An 18,314-nucleotide genomic window follows, 5' to 3' on the forward strand; every position below is an offset into this window, starting at 1 on the left:
GCGGCGCGACTGCCCACTATGCGGAGCATCGACATCGATCGCACAATCCTTAAGGAGTCCTTAAAGATCGACTCAGGTGCACCTAAGGCGTTGTGTTCTCCAGGGAAGTCCGGGCCGACGGAGGGGCATGTGGATCTTCGGCCGGGACTGCGTCGTCCGCCGGTGGCTTGCCCTCGTCCTCATCCTCGTCGGCCGGCTTCGTGCCGGGCGGCTCCCGGTCCGGGGTGGGCTCACCCTGCGGATGCCGGGCCAGGTAGCGGATCGCGGTGTTGAGCACCGCGAGGATCGGGACGGCGACCAGGCCACCGACGATGCCGGCCAGTACCACGCCGGAGGCGATGGACAGAATCACCGCGAGCGGGTGCAGGGCCACCGCGCGCCCCATGATCAGCGGCTGGAGCACGTGCCCCTCGAGCTGCTGGACCGCGATCACCACACCCAGCACGATGAGCGCCTTCACCGGGCCGACCGTGACCAGGGCGACCAGCACCGCGACCACGCCGGTGACGGTCGCACCGACCACCGGGATGAACGCGCCGAGGAAGACCAGCGCGGCCAGCGGCAGGGCGAGCGGCACGCCCAGGATGAACAGGCCGGCGCCGATGCCGATCGCGTCGACGAAGGCGACCAGCACGGTGGCGTGCACGTAGGACACCAGCGTGTGCCAGGAGTAGTGGCCGGCGCGCGCCGTCGGCACCCGGGCCGGGCGGGGCAGCAGCCGGCACAGGAAGCGCCAGATGTCGCCGCCGTCGCGCAGGAAGAAGAACAGCGTGAACAGGGTCAGGAAGAACCCGGCGCCCAGCTCGGTCACGGTGGTCGCGGTGTTCAGCGCGCCGGTGGTGAGCCGGCCCTTGTTGGCGGTGATCGACTGCTGGAACTGCGCGATCGCGTCGTCCACCTGCTGCTGGGAAATGTGCAGCGGGCCCTTGGCCAGCCAGTCCTGCACCTCGCGCACCCCGTCGCCGAACTGGGTCCCCAGCGTGTCGATCTGCCCGACGACGGTGCTGATGATGAGGCCGAGCCCGCCGAAGACCACGATCAGCGCGCCGACCAGCACGAGTCCCGAGGCGAGCGACCGGTTCATGCCCCGCCGGCGGAGCCACGCGGTGACCGGCTGGAAGAGCGCGGCGAGGAGGATGGCCACCGCTACCGGTATGACGACGATGCGCAGCAGGACGACGACCCGCAGCAGCAGGTAGACGGCCGCCACGAACAGGATGATCCGCCACGACCAGGCACCGGCGATGCGTACCGCCCGCGGCAGTCCATCGTCGATCTTGGGCGAGGCGTCGACCATCACGACCGGGGTCGCCGCGTCCAGGTCGGCAGGCGCCACGAACGGCGGCGCCTGCTCATCCAGCTGCGCTTGGCGCATACGCGCCCGGGCACGCTCGCGCACTTCGTCGATCCAGGCCATCCGAGTGCTCCTCCAGCGTGCCGGCGCGGTGTGACGTCGGTATGCCCCCGACTACCCGCCTGCAACTTTCGGAAACGTGGGTACGCTTCAGCCCTGATGCCTATCCAGACCGAACGTCCGCGGCTCCGCCTTGCCCTCCTTCTCGGCGCCGTGGTGCTGGTCCTGGCGGCCGTCAACGTCGCCGACAAGTTCGGCCCCCGGCACACCGGCCTGGTCGCCGGTCCGGTGGTGGCGCTGATGCTGGTGCTGATCGCCCGGCGGGCCGGTCTGAGCTGGCGCGACCTGGGCCTGTCCCGGCGCACCCTGCTGCCCGGCCTGAAGTACGCGGTGGGCGCCGTCCTGGCGGTCGCGGCCGTCTACGCGATCGGCATCGCGCTGCCGCTGACCCGCCCCGCTTTCCAGGACGTCCGCTACCACCTGCACCCCGGCGCAGCGCTGATGACCGCGTTCATCGTGGTGCCCCTCGGCACCGTGCTGCTGGAGGAGATCGCCTTCCGCGGCGTGCTCCTCGGCCTGATCAACCGGCACCGCGGCGCCACCTGGGCCAGCATCACCTCATCGGTCCTGTTCGGCCTGTGGCACATCCTGCCGTCCCTGCGCCTCAACAGCGCCAACCAGGCGGTCGGCTCGGTCTTCGGCTCCGGCGCCACCGGCCGTGTCCTGGCGGTGCTCGGCGCCGTCGCGTTCACCGCGCTGGCCGGCCTGCTGCTGTGCGAGTTGCGGCGCCGCAGCGGCAGCCTGCTCGCCGCGGCCGCCCTGCACTGGGCCACCAACGGCCTGGGCCTGCTGGCCTCCGCCGCCCTCGCCGCCACCCGCTTCGCATAGCCGCGGCCCGGGCGGGTACGCCGTCGGGGTGAACACAAAAGTGGTGGTGGTGACCGGGGCGTCCAGCGGCATCGGGCGGGCGTCGGCGCTGGCTTTCGCGGCGCGGGGTGACCGGCTCGTGCTGGCCGCCCGGGGCGCGGCCGATCTCGCGGCGGTGGCCGCGGCCTGCGGCAACGACCCGGTGACGGTCACCGCCGACGTCACCCGCCGGGACGACGTCGAGGCGGTGGCCGCGGCGGCCCTCCAGCGGTACGGCCGGATCGACGTGTGGGTCGACAGCGCCGCGGTGATGGCGTACGGGAAGTTCGAGGACGTGCCGGCCGAGGTCTTCGACCGGGTGGTGACCACCGATCTGCTGGGCCCGGCCAATGTGGCCCGGGTCGCCCTGCGACGTTTCCGGGCCCAGGACGGCGGCACGCTGATCCTGGTCAGCTCGCTGCTCGCCCGCATCACGGTGCCGTACGTGTCGGCCTACACCACCGCCAAGTGGGGAGCGCGGGCGCTGACCCGGACGCTGCGGCAGGAGACCCGCGACGCGCCGGACATTCACGTCTGCATGGTGGCTCCGGGCAGCGTGGACACACCGATCTACGCCAGCGCCGCGAACTATGCCGGCTTCGTCGGCCGGCCGCCGCCCCCGGTCGACTCGCCCGAGCGGGTGGCCGCCCGGATCGTCCGGCTGGCGGACCACCCCCGGGCGGAGGTCTCCGTCGGTCTGGCCAACCGGGTCATCGAGCTCGGCTACACGCTCCTGCCGCCGGTCTACAACGCCCTGGTCACCCCACTGATGCGCAACGGCGGCCTGTCCCGGCGCCGGGCCGAGCCGGGCGAAGGCAACGTCTTCCGTTCCGAGCCCCGGGTCGAGGGCGGCCCCGGCCGGTTCACCCGGGCCCAGGTGAGCGCGGTGGCCGTGGCCGCCACCGCGCTCGTCACCCTGGGCGTACGCCGTCTGCGTCGTTAGTTGTTGACGAAGGTGGTCGCGGCGGCCGCGCCCTTGCTGTCGATGGCGCTGTTCGACTCGACCGGGCTGGGCACGCTGCCCGGGAAGACGATGTAGGTCACCCCGGAGGTGGCCCCGCCGTTCTCCGGGTCGGGATTGATGCCGAGGGCCTGCGCCGTCGCGTACGACGCCTCACCGATGATGTTGCTCGGGCCCTCGTCGGCGAAGACCGCGTAGACGACCTTGTTGTTGTAGATGATCGCCGCCACGCTGCCCGGCTTGATGCCGCTGCTGGAGTAGTTGAATCGCGAGCTCGGCAGCGGGATCACGAAATAGTGCGTCTTGTCGGCTTGGAAGGACTTGCCGGCGGACGTCTCGAACGATGTCTGGTTCTGGTACCAGGGGTCGGTGTCCTCGTTGCAGTTCGAGGTGCGGACGCCGTCGCAGTCGATGTCCATGTCGGCCTTCCAGAAGAACGCCGATCCGCTCTTGCAGATATTGACGGTCGACGAGCCGCCGTCGTCGGTGGCGTACTTGCCCTTGGACGCGACGGTGCAGGAGTTCGTCTTCGCGAGCAGCTGGGCGGCGGTGGGGCCGGCCGCCTGCGCCGGGGTGGCCACGAAGGCGGTCGAGATCAGGCCCAGCGCGACGAATGCGGTGATGAGCCGGCGTTTCACATGGTCCTCCTGGGGGTCGGAGAAGCGGATCGGGAACTGTTAGGCAACTTGCCGATTTCCCGATGCCGCCGACCGTACCGAGCCAGGTGGGGGTGCACAAGGTATAGGAGTGAATCAATTCTTTATCTTGTCAGGCATCCACATATGTGGATTCAGGGCTGGGTGCCATCACGATGAGAGCCACGCCGGCCGCGATCAGGGCGGTGGCGGCGAGCACGCGGGCGCCCAGCGGCTCGTCGAGCAGCCACCAGCCCAGCAGGACAGCCACCACCGGGTTGACGAAGGCGTAGGTGCCGACGATGCGGGGGGCCATGTGGTCGAGGAGCCAGGTGTACGCGCTGTAGGCGACGATGCTGCCGAACACCACCAGGTAGGCGAGCGCCCACACGGACTGTGGCACGAAGTGGATGTGGGCCGGCTCGCCGAAGATCACCGCGAGGACGGCCAGGATGCCGCCCGCGCAGAGCATCTCGATGGCACTGGCCATCAGGGCCTGTCGCGGGCGCGGGGCGTGCATCGCGTAGACCGAGCCGAGACCCCAGCACATCGCGCCGGCCAGGGCCACGGTGATCGCCACCGCGTCGTCGGTGCCGGACGGCCGGGTCAGGACGGCCACCCCGGCTATGCCGACGACCAGGCCGGACGCCACCGGCCAGCCGATCCGCTCCCGGTCGGCGACGCGGCGGCCCAGTACGATCCACAGCGGGATCGTGGCCAGGAACAGCGCGGTCACGCCGGACGGCAGCCACTGCTCCGACCAGGCCGCGCCGCCGGTGCCGGCCGCCGGGAGCAGCAGGCCCTGGATCGCGCCGGCCCGCCACTCCGGCCGGGTGGGGATCGGCCATTTGCGCAGGCGGCAGTAGGCGAACAGCAGGGCGCCGGCGAGCAGGAAACGGATGGCGTTCAGGGTCAGCGGGGGAATGCCGTCGAGGCCCACCTTCTGTGCGAGGTAGGTCGAGCCCCAGACGACGTACACGATGAGCAGCGGTCCCATGCCATGCCCGTACCCATGAAGGGGTTGGCGGTTTTGCCATGCATGCCGCAGTTCGTGCCATGCTGGAGTCATGCTCACCGATGTCGCGGTGGTGATCGCCGAACCCGTGCCCGCCTTCGAGCTGGGCGTCGCCAGCGAGATCTTCGGGCTGCCGGCCATCGATGCCGACCTGCCCCGATACCGCTATGCCGTGTGCTCGTCGGCGACCGGGCCGCTGCGCACCTCGACCGGTTTCTCGATCACCCCGACCGACGACCTCGGCCGGCTGGACACCGCGGATCTGATCATCGTGACCGGCGCGTCACCGTCGGCGACGCCGCCGGGCGACGCCCTCACGGACAGGCTTCGGCGGGCCGTCACCCGCGGTGCGACGGTGGCGGCCATGTGCACCGGAGCGTTCCAGCTTGCCGCGACCGGCCTGCTCGACGGGCGTACGGCTACGACCCATTGGGCGTACGCCGATGAGCTGGCCCGCCGATACCCCCGGGTGACCGTCGACCGGGACAGCATCTACGTCGTCGACGGGCCGATCGCGACCAGCGCCGGTTCCTCCGCCGCCATCGACCTGTGCCTGCACCTGCTGCGCCGCGAGCACGGCGCCGATGTGGCCAACCGGGTCGCCCGGGAGATGGTCGTCCCGGCGCACCGCAGCGGCGGCCAGGCCCAGTTCTCCCGCACCCCGGTCCCGCCGCCGTACGGTGCCGGCCTCGCCGAGCTGCTCGACTGGATCGCCGACCACCTGACCGAGGACCTGTCGGTCTTCGCGCTGGCCGGCCGGGCCGCCATGTCGCCGCGCACGTTCATCCGGCACTTCACCGCGGCGACCGGCGATACCCCGGCGGCCTGGGTGCGCGGCCAGCGCGTACGCCACGCCGAACAACTGCTGGAACGCGCCGACGTGCCGATCACCGCGGTGGCCCGGCGCTGCGGTTTCGGCAGCGCCGACACCCTGCGGCGGCACTTCCGCCGGGTGCGTGGGGTAACGCCCGAAACGTACCGGGCGGCCTTTCGCCGCCTGGAATAACCGCCAACCCGCCGGGGTACGGGCGATCTCATGTCCACCGGAACGATCCGCACTGATGTCCCGGCCCGGCTCGATCGGCTGCCGTGGGCGCGCTGGCACTGGATGATCGTGATCGGCCTCGGCACGGTGTGGGTGCTCGACGGCCTCGAGGTCACGATCGTCGGCAACCTCTCCGGGCGACTGTCCGAACCGGGCAGCGGCCTGGACATCACGCAGAGTCAGGTCACCGGTCTCGGTGCCGCCATCTACGTGCTCGGCGCCTGCTGCGGCGCCCTGTTCTTCGGCTGGCTGACCGACCGGTTCGGCCGCAAGAAGCTGTTCATGGTGACCCTCGCGGTCTACCTGTTCGGCACCGCGATGACCGCGTTCTCGTTCGACGTGTGGTGGTTCTTCCTGTTCCGCTTCGTCACCGGCGCCGGCATCGGCGGCGAGTACGCGGCCATCAACTCGGCGATCGACGAACTCATCCCGGCCCGGCACCGCGGCCGGATCGACCTGGTCATCAACGGCACCTACTGGGCGGGCGCGGCGTTCGGCGCGCTGCTCACCGTGCCGATCCTCACCCAGCTGCCGGTCGGCTGGGGCTGGCGGGTGGCGTTCGGGCTGGGTGTCGTGCTCGGCCTGGTGATCCTGCTGGTGCGGCGGCACGTGCCGGAAAGTCCGCGCTGGCTGTTCATCCACGGCCGCGGCGACGAGGCGGAAGCCCTGGTCCGCGGCGTCGAGGAGGAGGTCGCCCGCGAGGACCGGGTCACGCTGGAACCGGTCGACAAGACCATCGAGATCCACCAGCGCAGAACGGTCGGCTTCGGCGTCATCGCGAAGACCCTGATCAAGCAGTACCCCAAGCGGGCCGGGCTGGGCTTCGCGCTGTTCATCGGTCAGGCGTTCCTCTACAACGCGATCACCTTCGGGTACGCGCAGATCCTGCAGACCTTCTTCCAGGTGCCGTCCGGCAGCACCGGCTACTACTTCGCGGTGATCGCGGTCGGCAACCTGCTCGGCCCGCTGCTGCTGGCGTCGCTGTTCGACTCGGTCGGCCGGAAAATCATGATCACCGGGACGTACGTACTCTCCGGGGTCCTGCTGTTGGGAACCGCCTGGCTGTTCTCGGCCGGGGTGCTCAACGCGGTGACCATGACCGCCTGCTGGTGTGTCGTGCTGTTCTTCGCGTCGGCCGGCGCGTCCTCGGCATACCTGACGGTCAGCGAGATCTTCCCGATGGAGACCCGGGCCATGGCGATCGCGTTCTTCTACGCGATCGGGACGGCGGCCGGCGGCATCGCCGGCCCACTGATCTTCGCCGAGCTGGTCGGCACCGGCAAGGTCGGCGACACCGTGCTGGCCTTCACCATCGGCGCCGCCGTGATGATCGCCGGCGGCCTGGTGGAGGCCGTGCTGGGCGTGAAAGCCGAGCGCAAGAGCCTGGAAGACATAGCCAAGCCGCTGACCGCCACCTGACCCATGCCACGCAGCTTCGGCCTGCGGCTTCGGCTTGCCGCCGATCTGGTGGAGTTCCCGTTGGGAGCGAGCCGGAACTCCACAAGATCTGGCCTCGGCTCGCTGGCGTATCCGGCAAAGGATATTTGTCGAGCGGGTGAGTCCACGAAGTGGACAGAAGAGCTGCGTTTTGGGAGAGCGCCCCACTATTCGCGAGGAGAGGCCGGGTGTGGGTGCCGTGAACCGACAGCTGGAACGACCGGGGGCCGGAGAGGATCCACCTAATGGGTGGGCGCGGTTCCCTGAGCTGTAGCCGTTTCCTGGATGGTGACGCCGTCTTGCGTGGTGGCTCCGTTTTGGGGCGTCGCGCCGTTCTGGGGCGTGGCGGGGGTCTGGGGCCTGGTGGAGGTCTGGGTGCGGCGTGGCTGCAAGACTCCGGCCAGGAGGATCACGAGGACGCCGGCGAAGGGGACCACGAGTAGGCCGGCGCGCAGGCTGGTGGCGTCGGCTACCGCGCCGACCACCGGTGGGGAGAGCAGGAAACCCAGGCGCATCAGCCAGGAGACCACTGTCAGGCCGGTGCCGGGGCGCAGGCCGGGCAGTTCGTCGGCCTCGTGCATCGCGGCCGGGACCAGGGTGGCGACGCCGAAGCCGGCCGCGGCGAAACCGAGGATCGTGCCGGGGACGGTGGGCACGGCCAGGGCCAGGCCCATGCCCGCCGCGACGATCACGCCGCCGGCCCGGGCGACCGTGCGCTGGCCGAAACGGTCTACCAGGCGGTCGCCGATGAGCCGGCCCGCGAACTGGGCGCCCACCAGGGCGATGTAACCCCACGCGGCGACCGCGGCGGCCGCGTTCAACGACCCGGACAGGTAGACCGCCGCCCAGGAGTTGCCGGCGTCCTCGACGAGGGTGCCGCCCATGGCGATCAGCACGAGCGCGCCGACGATCAGCCAGATCCGCGGGCCGGCCGCCGCGCGAACACCCGCCGCGAACCCCGGGCCAGCCGCTCCCGCGCTGGCGGCCTCGGGCCTGGCGGCTTCCGAGGCGACGGCTCCTGGGCTGACGGTTCCCGGGTTGGGGGCTTCTGGGCTGGCGGCTAGCGGGTTGGCGGCTCCTGGGCTGGTGGTTTCCGGGCCGGGTAGGCAGAAGCGGTGGGCGGCGAAGGCGATCAGCACGAACAGCGCGCCGGAGATCGACAGGTGCAGGCTGCGCGGCACGTCCAGGGCGATCGCCGCCGCGGCCATCGCTCCGCCGGTCACCGCGCCGATCGACCAGATCGCGTGGAACGAGTTGATGATCGAGCGGCGGTATTCGCGCTGGACCCGCAGGCCGTGTGCGTTCTGGGCCACGTCGGTGATCGCGTCCATCGCGCCGGCCAGGAACAGCACCGCGGCGAACAGTACGACCGACGGGGCCACGCCGGCCAGGAGCACGCCGGCCGCGGTCAGCAGCGTGCCGGCGGTGGCCACCGTGGCCGAGCCGAACCGGCGGACCAGCACCCCGGCGGCCAGCCCGGCGGCGATCGCGCCGGTCGGGAAGGCCGCCACGGACAGGCCGTATATCGCGTTGCTGAGCCCCAGGTCGGCCTTGATCTGCGGGTATCGCGGGATCAGGTTGGCGAACAGCGCCCCGTTCGTGAAGAACAGCGCGGCGACCGCGAATCGCGCCCGCCGGAGGCGGGCGGAGGCAGGGAGACTCATGCGTACGATCGTACACATGATGTGTACGATCGTACGCATCACTGAAGGATCTCGATGTACCCGTCGGTGCCGTGCACCCGGATCCGCCGGCCGTCCGGGATCAGCCGGGTGGCGTCGACCACGCCGACCACGGCCGGCAGGCCGTACTCCCGGGCGATCACCGCCCCGTGCGTCATCTGGCCGCCGACCTCGGTGACCAGGCCGGCGACGGTGACGAACACCGGTGTCCAGCTCGGGTCGGTGTGCGGCGTGACCAGGATGTCGCCCGGTTCGAGGTCGGCCTCGGCCATGTCCAGCACGACCCGGGCCCGGCCCTCGACGGTGCCGGCCGACACCGGCAGGCCGACCAGGGCACCGGCCGGCACCCCGTCGTGCGGGTACGACCCGGTGACGACCTCACCGTCCGAGGTGTAGACCCGGGGCGGGGTGAGTGCCTCGTACGCCCGGAATTCGTCCTTTCGCCGGTCGATCAGCTCGTGATCGGCGCGGCCGGTGCGGGTGACGTCGCCGAGCTCGGGCAGCGTGAGGTAGTAGATGTCGGTCCGCTCGCGGAGTACGCCGGCGTCCACCAGCCGGTCGGCCTCGTCCAGCAGGGCCAGCTTCCAGACGAAGTAGCGGCACATCATGAAGTACTTCGGGTATTCGCGATAGCCGGCGAAGGTGCGGAGCCGGTCGATCATCGCCGCCACCTCGGTGGCCTTCGCCTCGCCGTCCGGCAGTTCCCGCAGGCGGGCCAAAAAGTCCTCCTCCGCCGCCCGGGCCGCCGCGCGGCCTTCCTCGAAGAGCCGCCGGTGGGCGCCGGGCTCGAAATTGCGGATGTTGGCGAGGATCAGCGGCAGAAGGGTGTCCGGCTCTTCGCTCCAGCGCGGCCGGGTGATGTCGATCTCGCCGACGCAGCGCATGCCGTGCCGGTCGAGCCAGGAGCGCAGGGCCGGGTCATCGAGGGACGGGTTGTCCGACCGGCGGAAGGCATCGGCGACATCGAGCAGTTCGAGGCCCATCTCCGAGGTGATGTTGTGCGGGACCGACCGGGTGAGGACGTCGGCCGCGTTCTTCTCGCCCAGCCACTGTTCGAGGTGGTCGTTGAGCCACCAGGTGGCCTCCATGCTCGCCATGATCGCCTGGTGGTTCCGCGGATCGAACAGCAGCCGCTTCAGCTCCTGCATGTCGGCGAGGACGAAGTCCACCAGGTCCGCCCCGGACCGGCCCCGGATCGCGACCTTCAGCGCGGCGACCGAGGCCTCGCTGCTCGCGATCAGCTCGGCCGGGATGGCCGGATCGGTCGGCATCGGGGGCGGGGGAGAGGGCGGCCCGCCGGCCGACCCGTCGTCGGCCACCTCCGGGACGAAATTGCGGTCGGCGAGGGCCTGCAGCGCGCCCCCGACCAGCGGATCGGACTGCCACAGGCCGAGGAGGCCGGCGCGCCGCGCGGGCGAGGCGAGAATCGGGGCGACGTCGACGAACAGCCGCCCGCCCGCCTCGTAGGTCGACGGGGGCATGTTCAGCCGCCGCACCGACAGCCCGAGGGGCTTCATCGGCTCCGTCCACATCTGCTGGTGGCCGACCGAGACGTACACGTGCTTCCCCTGATCGCGAACCTCGGGGATCGGGAACAGGGTGGTGATCGGCCGGCTCTGCACGATCGCGAAGTCGTCGCCGGCCAGGCACCACTCGATGTCCTGCGGACGGCCGAAGTGCGCCTCGATCCGCCGGCCGAGCTCCACCAGCCGTACCGCCTGGGTGTCGGTCAGGGTGGGCCGCTCCCCGGCGATCGTCTTCGCGATGACCTCGCCGTCGCGCAGCGTGAAGAGGTCCGGGTTCACCCGGCCGGAGACGAGGTCCTCGCCGAGGCCGTGCACGGCCTCCACCGCGGCGACCTTGCGGTCGGCGGTGACCGGGTCGGCGGTGAACAGCACCCCGGCGGCTTCCGCCGGGACCATCCGCTGCACGATCACGGCCATCCGGACCGTACGGTCGTCGATGCCGTTACGCCGCCGGTAGGCCACGGCCCGATCGGTGAACAGCGAGGCCCAGCACCGGCTGATGTGCGAGAGGACCGCCGCCGCCCCCTCGATGTTCAGGTAGGAGTCCTGCTGCCCGGCGAACGAGGCCCCCGGCAGATCCTCGGCCGTCGCGCTGGACCGCACGGCGTACGCGCCCGGGCCGAGAGCGTCGCCGATCTCCGCCGCGAGATCGTCCGGGATCGCGATCTCCTCGATGGTCCGGCGCAGAGCCGCCAGGCCGTACGGGTCGAGCCGATCCCCGAGGTCCCCGAGCACCGGAACGACGACCCGGCGGTACGCGTCGGTGGTCACGCAGAAGCCGGGCGGGACGCTGACCCCGTCGATCCGGGTCAGTGCCCCCAGGTTGGCGCCCTTGCCGCCGACGAGCTCGAGCCGATCCTCGCCCAACGTCCTTACATACCGCACGCGTGCCCCGTTTCCGCAGGTAGTGGCCAACGGTCGACGATTCTGCGCCACCACCCGGGTCTTGCCGCAAGCCCCCCGCTCCGCTATACGTTAAAGATGGAGGGGCGGTCAGCGCTCCCGATCCAGCGCCGCGGGCTTGTGCACCGCATCCCGGCCGGTCTTGTCGCTCCGCACCCGGAACTGCGGATCGTCGGCCGAAGCGTCGACCGTGCGACCGGCCTCCTCGGTCCGCGTGGTGATCTTCTTCTCCACCTCGCCGTGCACGGTCTGCCCGTGGCTGCGCCAGGTGACTTTGTCACCCTTTTTCAAATTCCCGGCCATGCCGTACGGGTACCCAGCGGCCCCGCCGATACACCGTCGGTATCACTAAAGCTGACACGTACCGTGGAGGGATGCTCGCGGTGGCCCATCGGGCCGGTAACAGCGTCGCCGGTCTCCGGGCCGCCCTCGCGGCCGGCGTCGATCTCGTCGAGGCCGATGTCCATCTGCGCCGGGGGCTTCTGGAGGTACGCCATGGCCGGCGGCCGTGGTGGCGCCGGGTGGTGGTGCCCGAGTTGGACGAGATCCTCGCGGTCGCGGCCGGTGACCCGCGCCTGATGCTCGATCTCAAGGGCCGGTCGCTCGACGTGGCGTCGGCGGTCGCCGCGACGTTGCGGGAGCGGGCGACAGACGTACCCGTCGCGGTCTGCACCAAGGAGTGGGCCATGCTCGATGCGTTCGCGGGCGATCCCGGCGTGCGCCGCGTCTTCTCGGCGGCGAATGCCGCGCAGCTGGCCCGCCTGCGGGCGAGGATGCGGCGGGAGCGGGTGGACGGCGTCTCGATCCGGCTGCGGCTGCTCACCCCGGCCGTGGTGGCCGAGTTGCGGCGGGCCACCGACCTGGTGCTGGCCTGGTCGGTCGACACCGAGGCGGAGCTGGCCCGGGCCGTTCAAATCGGTGTCACCGGCGTGATCAGCAAGAACCTGCCGCTGTTGCGAGGTCTGCGAGATCAGCCGACGCCGTAGTAGCCGTAGAGGCTCTCGCAGAACTCGCCCATCCGGCTCCGGTCGACGTGCGGCGCGTCCGCGACCTGGGCGCTGCTGCGGCCGATCCGGATCCGGCCGCCGGCCACGCCGTGCACGGCCTCGACCGGGATGAGCGACGGCGTCGCGCCGAAACCGGCCACCCCGCCGTGCTCCACGCTGATCAGCCGGAACCGGCGCCCGTCCGCGTCGACCAGCAGGTCCTCGACCGTGCCGAGCACGTTGCCGTCCCGGTCGGTGACCGGGCACCCGAGGAGGCGGGCCGGCGGCGCGCTTCGGTGGGCGGACTGGGTGAGCCTGATCATCGTGACGGGCCGGCTGTCCATCGGGTCCTCCTCGTCGTTCCACATCGAGAACTACCCATCGGCCCGCCACGAAAACTCAGTGCTGGGCGCACGCGATGATCACCAGCAGGGGCACTACGCGTTCGGCCGGGACCGTGTAGCGCGCGCGGGCCTCGGTGCGCAGCCAGCCGGCGGCGACCAGCTGCCGCACGTGGTGGTAGAGCTGGCCGGTGCTCTCGATGCCGTCGAGCGCCTGCAGGTCGGCGGCCGACCGGGTGCCCAGCAGCACCTCGCGGAGGATCCGGACCCGCGCCGGATGGGCGAGCGCGGCCAGCGCCGGCGCCTGCATGGTCCAGTCCGATTCGAGAATGCCCTCGGCCGGCACCGTCTGCTGCCACTCGTAGTGCTCGCCGCCCGGCAGTCCGACCGCACCGGTGAACAGCACCGCGTCGTGCATCCGCCGCAGCGCCCAGAACGGATCGGAGTCGTCGACCTCGGCCGTTTCCCCGCCGCCCTCCAGTGCATCCAGGCGTTGCTCGATGCGGGCCAGCCGGTCGGCGAGATCGTCCGGTTGGGTCACGAGCTTTCCTCCGTTACTTTGGAAATACGTAATTACGAAATACTAGCGGAGGGATGTCGACATGGCCCGCCTGATCGCCCGTATCCGGGTGCCGCTGCTGGTGCTGGTCGCGCTGGTGCTGATCGGTCAACCGCTGCTCGACTACGACGTGCCGTTCTGGGTGACGGTCCCGGCGCTGATCGGGGCGTTCGCGCTCTACGCCTGGGTCGGCCGCGTGTGTTCCGAGCCGATCGCGGTGGAGTCGCCGGTCGAGGGGCCGTGGCGGGCGGTCAACAGCCCGGCCAGCCGGGTGCCCAGTCACGGGCTGCATGCGTACGGTCAGACGTACGCCATCGATCTGGTCTTCGATCCGCCTGGCCGTTCCCGGCCGGTGTCGCTCGCCCACCGGCCGGCCGATTTTCCGGGCTTCGGCCGGCCCGTTCGGGCCGCGGCGGCGGGCCGCGTCGTCCGGGTGCGGCAGGGCCAGCGTGACCACTGGAGCCGCACGTCGGTGCCGGGTCTTCTCTATCTGCTGGCCGAGGGCGCGATCCGGGAACTGCTGGGCGCCGGCCGGGTGATCGGCAATCACGTCGTGGTCGACCTGGGCGAGAACCGGTACGCGTTGTACGCGCACCTGCAGCGACACTCGGTCACGGTGCGGGCCGGCGATCACGTGGCGGCCGGGCAGCCGATCGCCAACTGCGGCAACTCCGGCAATTCCGCCGAGCCGCATCTGCACTTCCAGCTCATGGACCGGCCGTCGCCGACCTTCGCCGCCGGGCTGCCGTTCCGCTTCACCACCGGGACGCCCCGCAACGGCGAGCTTCTACGCTCGTGGCAGAACCAGGGCTCGCCGGGTATCGGGGACGGGGCCGCCTGATTACCGTGAGCCCATGGCGGACATCGCGCGACACCCCCGGCCACTGCTCCGCATCCTGGTCGGCGAGGTGCTGCGCCGCCATCGTCAGGAGCAGCGGCGCACCCTGGCCGAGGTGGCCCGGCAGGCCAACGTCTCGGTGCAATACCTCTCCGAGGTCGAGCGCGGCCGCAAGGAGCCGAGCTCCGAGATCCTGGCCTCGGTCTGCGACTCGCTGCGCATCGACCTGGCCGACCTGCTGGCCGAGGTGCGGCACGATCTCGAGCTCGACCGTGCCGCCACCCTGGCCCCCGTTCTCCGGCTGGCCACCACCCAGCTGCACCGCGCCGCGCCCCCGTCGGCGTCGTACGGCGGCAGCGGCGGCGGCAGCGTCATGCTCCTGGCCGCCTAGGACCGGCCCTATGCCGCGCTGTCCAGGCGATAGGCCCGCACCTCGGACCGGCGCGTGATCACCCGGTCGGCCAGGCCGTAAGCGACCGCCTCGGCCGCGGTCAGGGCCATGCTGCGGTCGGTGTCCGCCCGGATCTTCGCGACCGGATGCCCGGTGTGCTCGGCGAGGATCTCGTCCATCTCGGCCCGCACCTTGGCCACCTCCTTGGCCTCCACCGCGAGGTCGGGCAGCGTGCCCCGGGCCTGGCTGGACGGCTGGTGCAGGGTGACCTTCGCGTGCCGCAGCACCGAGCGCCGGCCGGGGGTGCCGGCCGCCAGCAGCGCCGCCGCCGCGGATGACGCCTGCCCCACGCAGATGGTGGCGATGTTGCAGCGGATGAAGTTCATCGTGTCGTAGATGGCGGTGAGCGCGCTGAACGAGCCGCCGGGCGAGTTGATGTAGAGACCGATCTCCTGCTCGCCGGCCGACTCCAGGTGCAGGAGCTGGGCGATCACCACGTTGGCGACGCCGTCGTCGATCTCCGTGCCGAGGAAGATGATGCGGTCGGACAGCAGCCGCGAGTAGATGTCGAAGGCCCGTTCGCCGTTCGGGGTCTTCTCGATGACGGTGGGGATCGTGTACTGGCCGGCCATCAGACACCCAATCCCATCGGCTGGCGGGTCATCGACGGGCGTACGTCGTCGACACTGTCCAGGACGTGGTCGATGAGGCCGTAGTCGAGCGCCTCGGTGGCGGTGAACCAGCGATCGCGCCGGCTGTCCACCTCGACCTTCTCCAGGGGCTGGCCGGTGTGCTCGGCGGTCAGCCGCAGCAGCAGCGTACCGATGCGTTCCAGCTGGTCGGCGTAGATCTCGACGTCGGCGGCGGTGCCGCCGAACCCGGCCGAGCCCTGGTGCATCAGGACCTGGGCGTGCGGCAGCGCGAACCGCTTGCCCGGCGTCCCCGCGGTGAGCAGGAACTGGCCCATGCTGCCGGCCAGTCCCAGCGCGAGCGTGCTCACGTCGTTGGGGATCAGCCGCATCGTGTCGTAGATGGCCAGGCCGGCGCTGACCGACCCGCCCGGCGAGTTGATGTAGAGGCTGATGTCGCCGCGCGGGTCTTCGGCCGACAGCAGGAGCAGCTGCCCGCACAGCCGGTTCGCGATCGGGTCGTCGACCTCGGACCCGAGAACGATGATGCGCTGATGGAGCAGCCGGGCGGCTACCTGATCGTCGATGGAGCTGAGTCCGGTCCCTGGTTGCATGGTGTCTCCCTCTGGCTGATGGAATCCACGATGGGTTCGGCGAGGGCCCGGGACCAAGCGGATCTGCCGTTAGCAGACGAGCAGGTCCCGGCGTACGTCCTCGGAGGTGACCGTCAGTTCGCAGCCGGCCTTTGTCCCGGTTTTGACGGCCCGCACGATGGTCGTCCCGCGGCCCGGCAGCGGGCAGGGCTGGCCGGCCGCCGGTGCCACCGAGGTGCCGGAGATGCCGGAACTGGCGCCGGTGATCCGCCAGCCGGTCACCGTGCCGTACCCGCCGGTGGCCTTGACGGTCAGCCAGTAACGCCCGAAGTCGCGGTGGTGCGTCACCGGGAAGGATCCGTTGCCGCAGCTGACCGTGTAGCTGTCGTCGGTCCAGAACTCCTGGTTGAAGACCAGGCCGGGGGCCCGGGTGGCCAGCGTCGCCGCGGTCCAGCCGAAGGCGTGCCGCACGTCGCGCTGACCGACGTAACCGGTCATGGTGTGGGGGTCGTAGGTCACCGGTGCGGCGAGAACCGCACCGGCGACGGCGAGCTGCAGGATCATGCCCTGCTAACGATCAAGTCGGTGCCCTCGACGTCCACCGCCGGCACCATCCGGTCGAGCCGCTTCGGCAGCCACCACGCGGCCCGTCCGAACAGCGAGATCACCGCCGGGACGAGCACCAGCCGCACCACGAAGGCATCGACGATGATGCCGGCCGCGAGGGCGAACGCGATCGGCCGGGTCACCGGGTCGCCGCCGGCCACCCCACCGCCGAACACCCCGATCATGATGAGCGCGGCGGCCACCACGACCTTGGCGCCGCGGGCGAAACCGCTGACGACCGGTTCGGCGGCGCCCCGCCGGTGCTCCTCGTGCATGCCGGAGACCAGGAACATCTCGTAGTCCATGGACAGACCGAAGAGGACACCGATCACGATGGTCGGCAGGAACGCCAGCAGCGGCCCGAACACCAGAACCGTGCAGCCGAGCGCCGCGCCGAGGCTGAGCAGGAAGCTGAGCACCGCCTTCGCGGCGATCAGCACCGACCGGAACACCACCAGGAGCAGCACGAACGCGAACCCGGCCACGAGCGCGAGGTAGAGCGGCAGGGCGGCGGCCAGGTGGTCGGAGATGTCGATGGCCACGGCGGTCTGCCCGGTCACGCTCACGTCGAGCTTCCGCAGCCGGGCGACCAGGGTCGCCGTCGCCGCATCATCCGGCCCGCTGGACGGTACGACCGTCAGCAGCGTGTCGTCGCCCTTGACGGCCGGTGGCAGCACCGTGGCGACGCCCGGCAACGCGGCGATCTGCTCGCTCGTCACCGCACCGTCGCGAACCAGCACCAGCAGGGGCCCGTTCACGCCCGGCCCGAAACCCGCGGCGATCAGGTCGTAGGCCCGCCGGTCGGTGGTGCTCGACGGATCGCTGCCGTCGTCGGGCAGCCCGAGCCGCATGCCGAGCACCGGCACGGCGAGGGCACCGAGCAGCAGCACCGACAGCACCGTGGCGACCCCGCGGTGCCGGACCACGAATCCGGCCCAGCGCGGTGCGGTCCGGGCGGCCCGCGGCTTCCGCCGGCCGACGACCCGGCGCCCGGCCAGGCTCAGCAGGGCCGGGGTGAGCGTCAGCGCCATCAGCATCGCCACGAGCACGGCTCCGGCCGCGGCCAGCCCCATCTGGGTGAGGAACCCGACCCGCGCCACCGCCAGCCCGGCCAGGGCCATGATCACGGTGAGGCCCGCGAAGAACACCGCCGATCCGGCGGTGCCGGTGGCCAGGGCGATCGATTCCCGTACGTCCGGGGCACCGTCGCGCAGCTGGCGGCGATGCCGGTCGATGAGGAACAGCGAGTAGTCGATGCCGACGGCCAGTCCGAGCAGGATGGCCAGGGTCGGCGCGATCGAGGTGACCGGCACCAGCGCGGTGAGCGCGTAGAGGCCGGCGAGCGACACCCCGAGCCCGAGCACCGCGGTCAACAGCGGCATGCCGGCCGCGCTGAGCGACCCGAACGTGATCAGCAGGATGACGAGCGCGATGAGCAGCCCGATGGCGGGCGAACTGCCCCCCTCCGGCGGCGGCGCCAGCTCGGACGACTCCTCGACCTGCAGCCCGGCACCGCGGGCCTGGTCGAGGGCGGCGGCCGGTGCCGACGCCACCGAGAAGTAGCCGATGCGGCCGCCGGGGGACAGAGTCGGCTGGGCGCCGAGCGCCGCGCCGAGGGCGGCCAGAGCCGGCCGGTACGCGGCGAGCGTATGCCCGGCCGGTGCGGCGAAGACCACCCGCCCCTCGTCGCCGCCGCTCCCGAACTCCGCGTTCACCTGGTCGAGCGTCCGCGTCGACGACAGCCCCGAGACGGTCAGCTCGGTGCCGAGCGGCTCGGCGAAACGGGCCGCCAGGCCCACCGCGAGCACCAGCACCATCAGCCAGGCGCCCAGCACCGGCCAGCGCCGCCGAGCACAGAACGCACCGACCCGAGCAAGCATCGCGGCCACGGCAAACCCCACTTCCCC

Annotated in this window: 19 protein-coding genes; 7 read left to right on the top strand and 12 right to left on the bottom strand. The window is 71.3% G+C overall.

Annotated features, from left to right (window positions below; all coding sequences use genetic code 11):
• Window positions 1-82: 82 nt before the first annotated feature.
• Window positions 83-1,417, bottom strand: a complete 1,335-nt coding sequence (locus Ato02nite_RS13790) for an AI-2E family transporter (RefSeq protein WP_213006868.1) — start codon at window positions 1,415-1,417, stop codon at window positions 83-85.
• A 96-nt stretch (window positions 1,418-1,513) separates the two neighbouring features.
• Between Ato02nite_RS13790 and Ato02nite_RS13795 the strand changes: the two genes are divergently transcribed.
• Window positions 1,514-2,242 carry a CPBP family intramembrane glutamic endopeptidase gene (locus Ato02nite_RS13795; RefSeq protein ID WP_213006869.1) on the top strand — a complete coding sequence of 243 codons (729 nt, stop codon included), beginning with the start codon at window positions 1,514-1,516 and terminating at the stop codon, window positions 2,240-2,242.
• Window positions 2,243-2,270: 28 nt separating this feature from the next.
• Window positions 2,271-3,203: an SDR family NAD(P)-dependent oxidoreductase gene (locus Ato02nite_RS13800; protein ID WP_246606870.1), complete on the top strand. Its 933-nt coding sequence runs from the start codon at window positions 2,271-2,273 to the stop codon at window positions 3,201-3,203.
• Here Ato02nite_RS13800 and Ato02nite_RS13805 read toward each other — a convergent pair.
• Both Ato02nite_RS13805 and Ato02nite_RS13810 read right to left on the bottom strand, forming a co-directional pair.
• Entirely contained in the window at window positions 3,200-3,859 is a 660-nt protein-coding gene (locus Ato02nite_RS13805) for a glycoside hydrolase family 75 protein (protein WP_213006870.1), read from the bottom strand. The genes Ato02nite_RS13800 and Ato02nite_RS13805 overlap by 4 nt on opposite strands.
• Before the next feature lie 130 nt (window positions 3,860-3,989).
• A complete protein-coding gene (locus Ato02nite_RS13810; protein WP_213006871.1) occupies window positions 3,990-4,853 on the bottom strand; it encodes an EamA family transporter in 864 nt (287 codons plus the stop codon).
• Window positions 4,854-4,923: 70 nt separating this feature from the next.
• Here Ato02nite_RS13810 and Ato02nite_RS13815 point away from each other — a divergent pair, with 70 nt between their 5' ends.
• A complete protein-coding gene (locus tag Ato02nite_RS13815; RefSeq protein WP_213006872.1) occupies window positions 4,924-5,877 on the top strand; it encodes a GlxA family transcriptional regulator in 954 nt (317 codons plus the stop codon).
• Between the two features lie 30 nt (window positions 5,878-5,907).
• Window positions 5,908-7,335: an MFS transporter gene (locus Ato02nite_RS13820; protein WP_213006873.1), complete on the top strand. Its 1,428-nt coding sequence runs from the start codon at window positions 5,908-5,910 to the stop codon at window positions 7,333-7,335.
• Window positions 7,336-7,595: 260 nt separating this feature from the next.
• Here Ato02nite_RS13820 and Ato02nite_RS13825 read toward each other — a convergent pair whose 3' ends face one another.
• The 3 genes from Ato02nite_RS13825 to Ato02nite_RS13835 all read right to left on the bottom strand — a co-directional run bounded on the left by Ato02nite_RS13825 (window position 7,596) and on the right by Ato02nite_RS13835 (window position 11,767).
• Complete coding sequence (locus Ato02nite_RS13825; RefSeq protein ID WP_213006874.1) at window positions 7,596-9,017, bottom strand: MFS transporter; 1,422 nt, start codon at window positions 9,015-9,017, stop codon at window positions 7,596-7,598.
• A gap of 38 nt (window positions 9,018-9,055) precedes the next feature.
• Window positions 9,056-11,428 carry a phosphoenolpyruvate synthase gene (locus tag Ato02nite_RS13830; protein ID WP_246606871.1) on the bottom strand — a complete coding sequence of 791 codons (2,373 nt, stop codon included), beginning with the start codon at window positions 11,426-11,428 and terminating at the stop codon, window positions 9,056-9,058.
• Between the two features lie 126 nt (window positions 11,429-11,554).
• Window positions 11,555-11,767, bottom strand: coding sequence for a hypervirulence associated TUDOR domain-containing protein (locus Ato02nite_RS13835; RefSeq protein ID WP_213006876.1), 213 nt, complete (start codon window positions 11,765-11,767; stop codon window positions 11,555-11,557).
• 71 nt (window positions 11,768-11,838) lie between these two features.
• Here Ato02nite_RS13835 and Ato02nite_RS13840 point away from each other — a divergent pair, with 71 nt between their 5' ends.
• Entirely contained in the window at window positions 11,839-12,450 is a 612-nt protein-coding gene (locus tag Ato02nite_RS13840) for a glycerophosphodiester phosphodiesterase (RefSeq protein ID WP_213006877.1), read from the top strand.
• Here Ato02nite_RS13840 and Ato02nite_RS13845 read toward each other — a convergent pair.
• Complete coding sequence (locus Ato02nite_RS13845; protein WP_213006878.1) at window positions 12,435-12,794, bottom strand: PRC-barrel domain-containing protein; 360 nt, start codon at window positions 12,792-12,794, stop codon at window positions 12,435-12,437. The two genes, Ato02nite_RS13840 and Ato02nite_RS13845, sit on opposite strands and share 16 nt — an antisense overlap.
• Window positions 12,795-12,849: 55 nt before the next feature.
• Window positions 12,850-13,332, bottom strand: coding sequence for a helix-turn-helix domain-containing protein (locus Ato02nite_RS13850; RefSeq protein WP_213006879.1), 483 nt, complete (start codon window positions 13,330-13,332; stop codon window positions 12,850-12,852).
• 61 nt (window positions 13,333-13,393) lie between these two features.
• Between Ato02nite_RS13850 and Ato02nite_RS13855 the strand changes: the two genes are divergently transcribed.
• Together Ato02nite_RS13855 and Ato02nite_RS53255 are read left to right on the top strand one after the other, a co-directional pair.
• Window positions 13,394-14,191: a M23 family metallopeptidase gene (locus Ato02nite_RS13855; RefSeq protein WP_213006880.1), complete on the top strand. Its 798-nt coding sequence runs from the start codon at window positions 13,394-13,396 to the stop codon at window positions 14,189-14,191.
• 13 nt (window positions 14,192-14,204) lie between these two features.
• Entirely contained in the window at window positions 14,205-14,579 is a 375-nt protein-coding gene (locus tag Ato02nite_RS53255) for a helix-turn-helix domain-containing protein (protein ID WP_213006881.1), read from the top strand.
• A gap of 8 nt (window positions 14,580-14,587) precedes the next feature.
• On the opposite strand, the gene Ato02nite_RS13865 is transcribed toward Ato02nite_RS53255, so the two are convergent.
• The 4 genes from Ato02nite_RS13865 to Ato02nite_RS13880 form a co-directional block, all read right to left on the bottom strand.
• Complete coding sequence (locus Ato02nite_RS13865; protein ID WP_213006882.1) at window positions 14,588-15,211, bottom strand: ClpP family protease; 624 nt, start codon at window positions 15,209-15,211, stop codon at window positions 14,588-14,590.
• A complete protein-coding gene (locus Ato02nite_RS13870; protein WP_213006883.1) occupies window positions 15,211-15,822 on the bottom strand; it encodes a ClpP family protease in 612 nt (203 codons plus the stop codon). The genes Ato02nite_RS13865 and Ato02nite_RS13870 overlap by 1 nt, the downstream gene beginning before the upstream one ends.
• A 69-nt stretch (window positions 15,823-15,891) precedes the next feature.
• On the bottom strand, window positions 15,892-16,365 hold the full coding sequence (locus Ato02nite_RS13875) for a hypothetical protein (RefSeq protein ID WP_213006884.1): 474 nt from the start codon (window positions 16,363-16,365) through the stop codon (window positions 15,892-15,894).
• Window positions 16,362-18,287, bottom strand: a complete 1,926-nt coding sequence (locus Ato02nite_RS13880; RefSeq protein ID WP_246606872.1) for an MMPL family transporter — start codon at window positions 18,285-18,287, stop codon at window positions 16,362-16,364. The genes Ato02nite_RS13875 and Ato02nite_RS13880 overlap by 4 nt, the downstream gene beginning before the upstream one ends.
• Window positions 18,288-18,314: the final 27 nt, after the last annotated feature.

It is taken from the genome of Paractinoplanes toevensis (assembly GCF_018332695.1).
GTDB classification, from domain to species: Bacteria; Actinomycetota; Actinomycetes; order Mycobacteriales; family Micromonosporaceae; genus Actinoplanes; species Actinoplanes toevensis.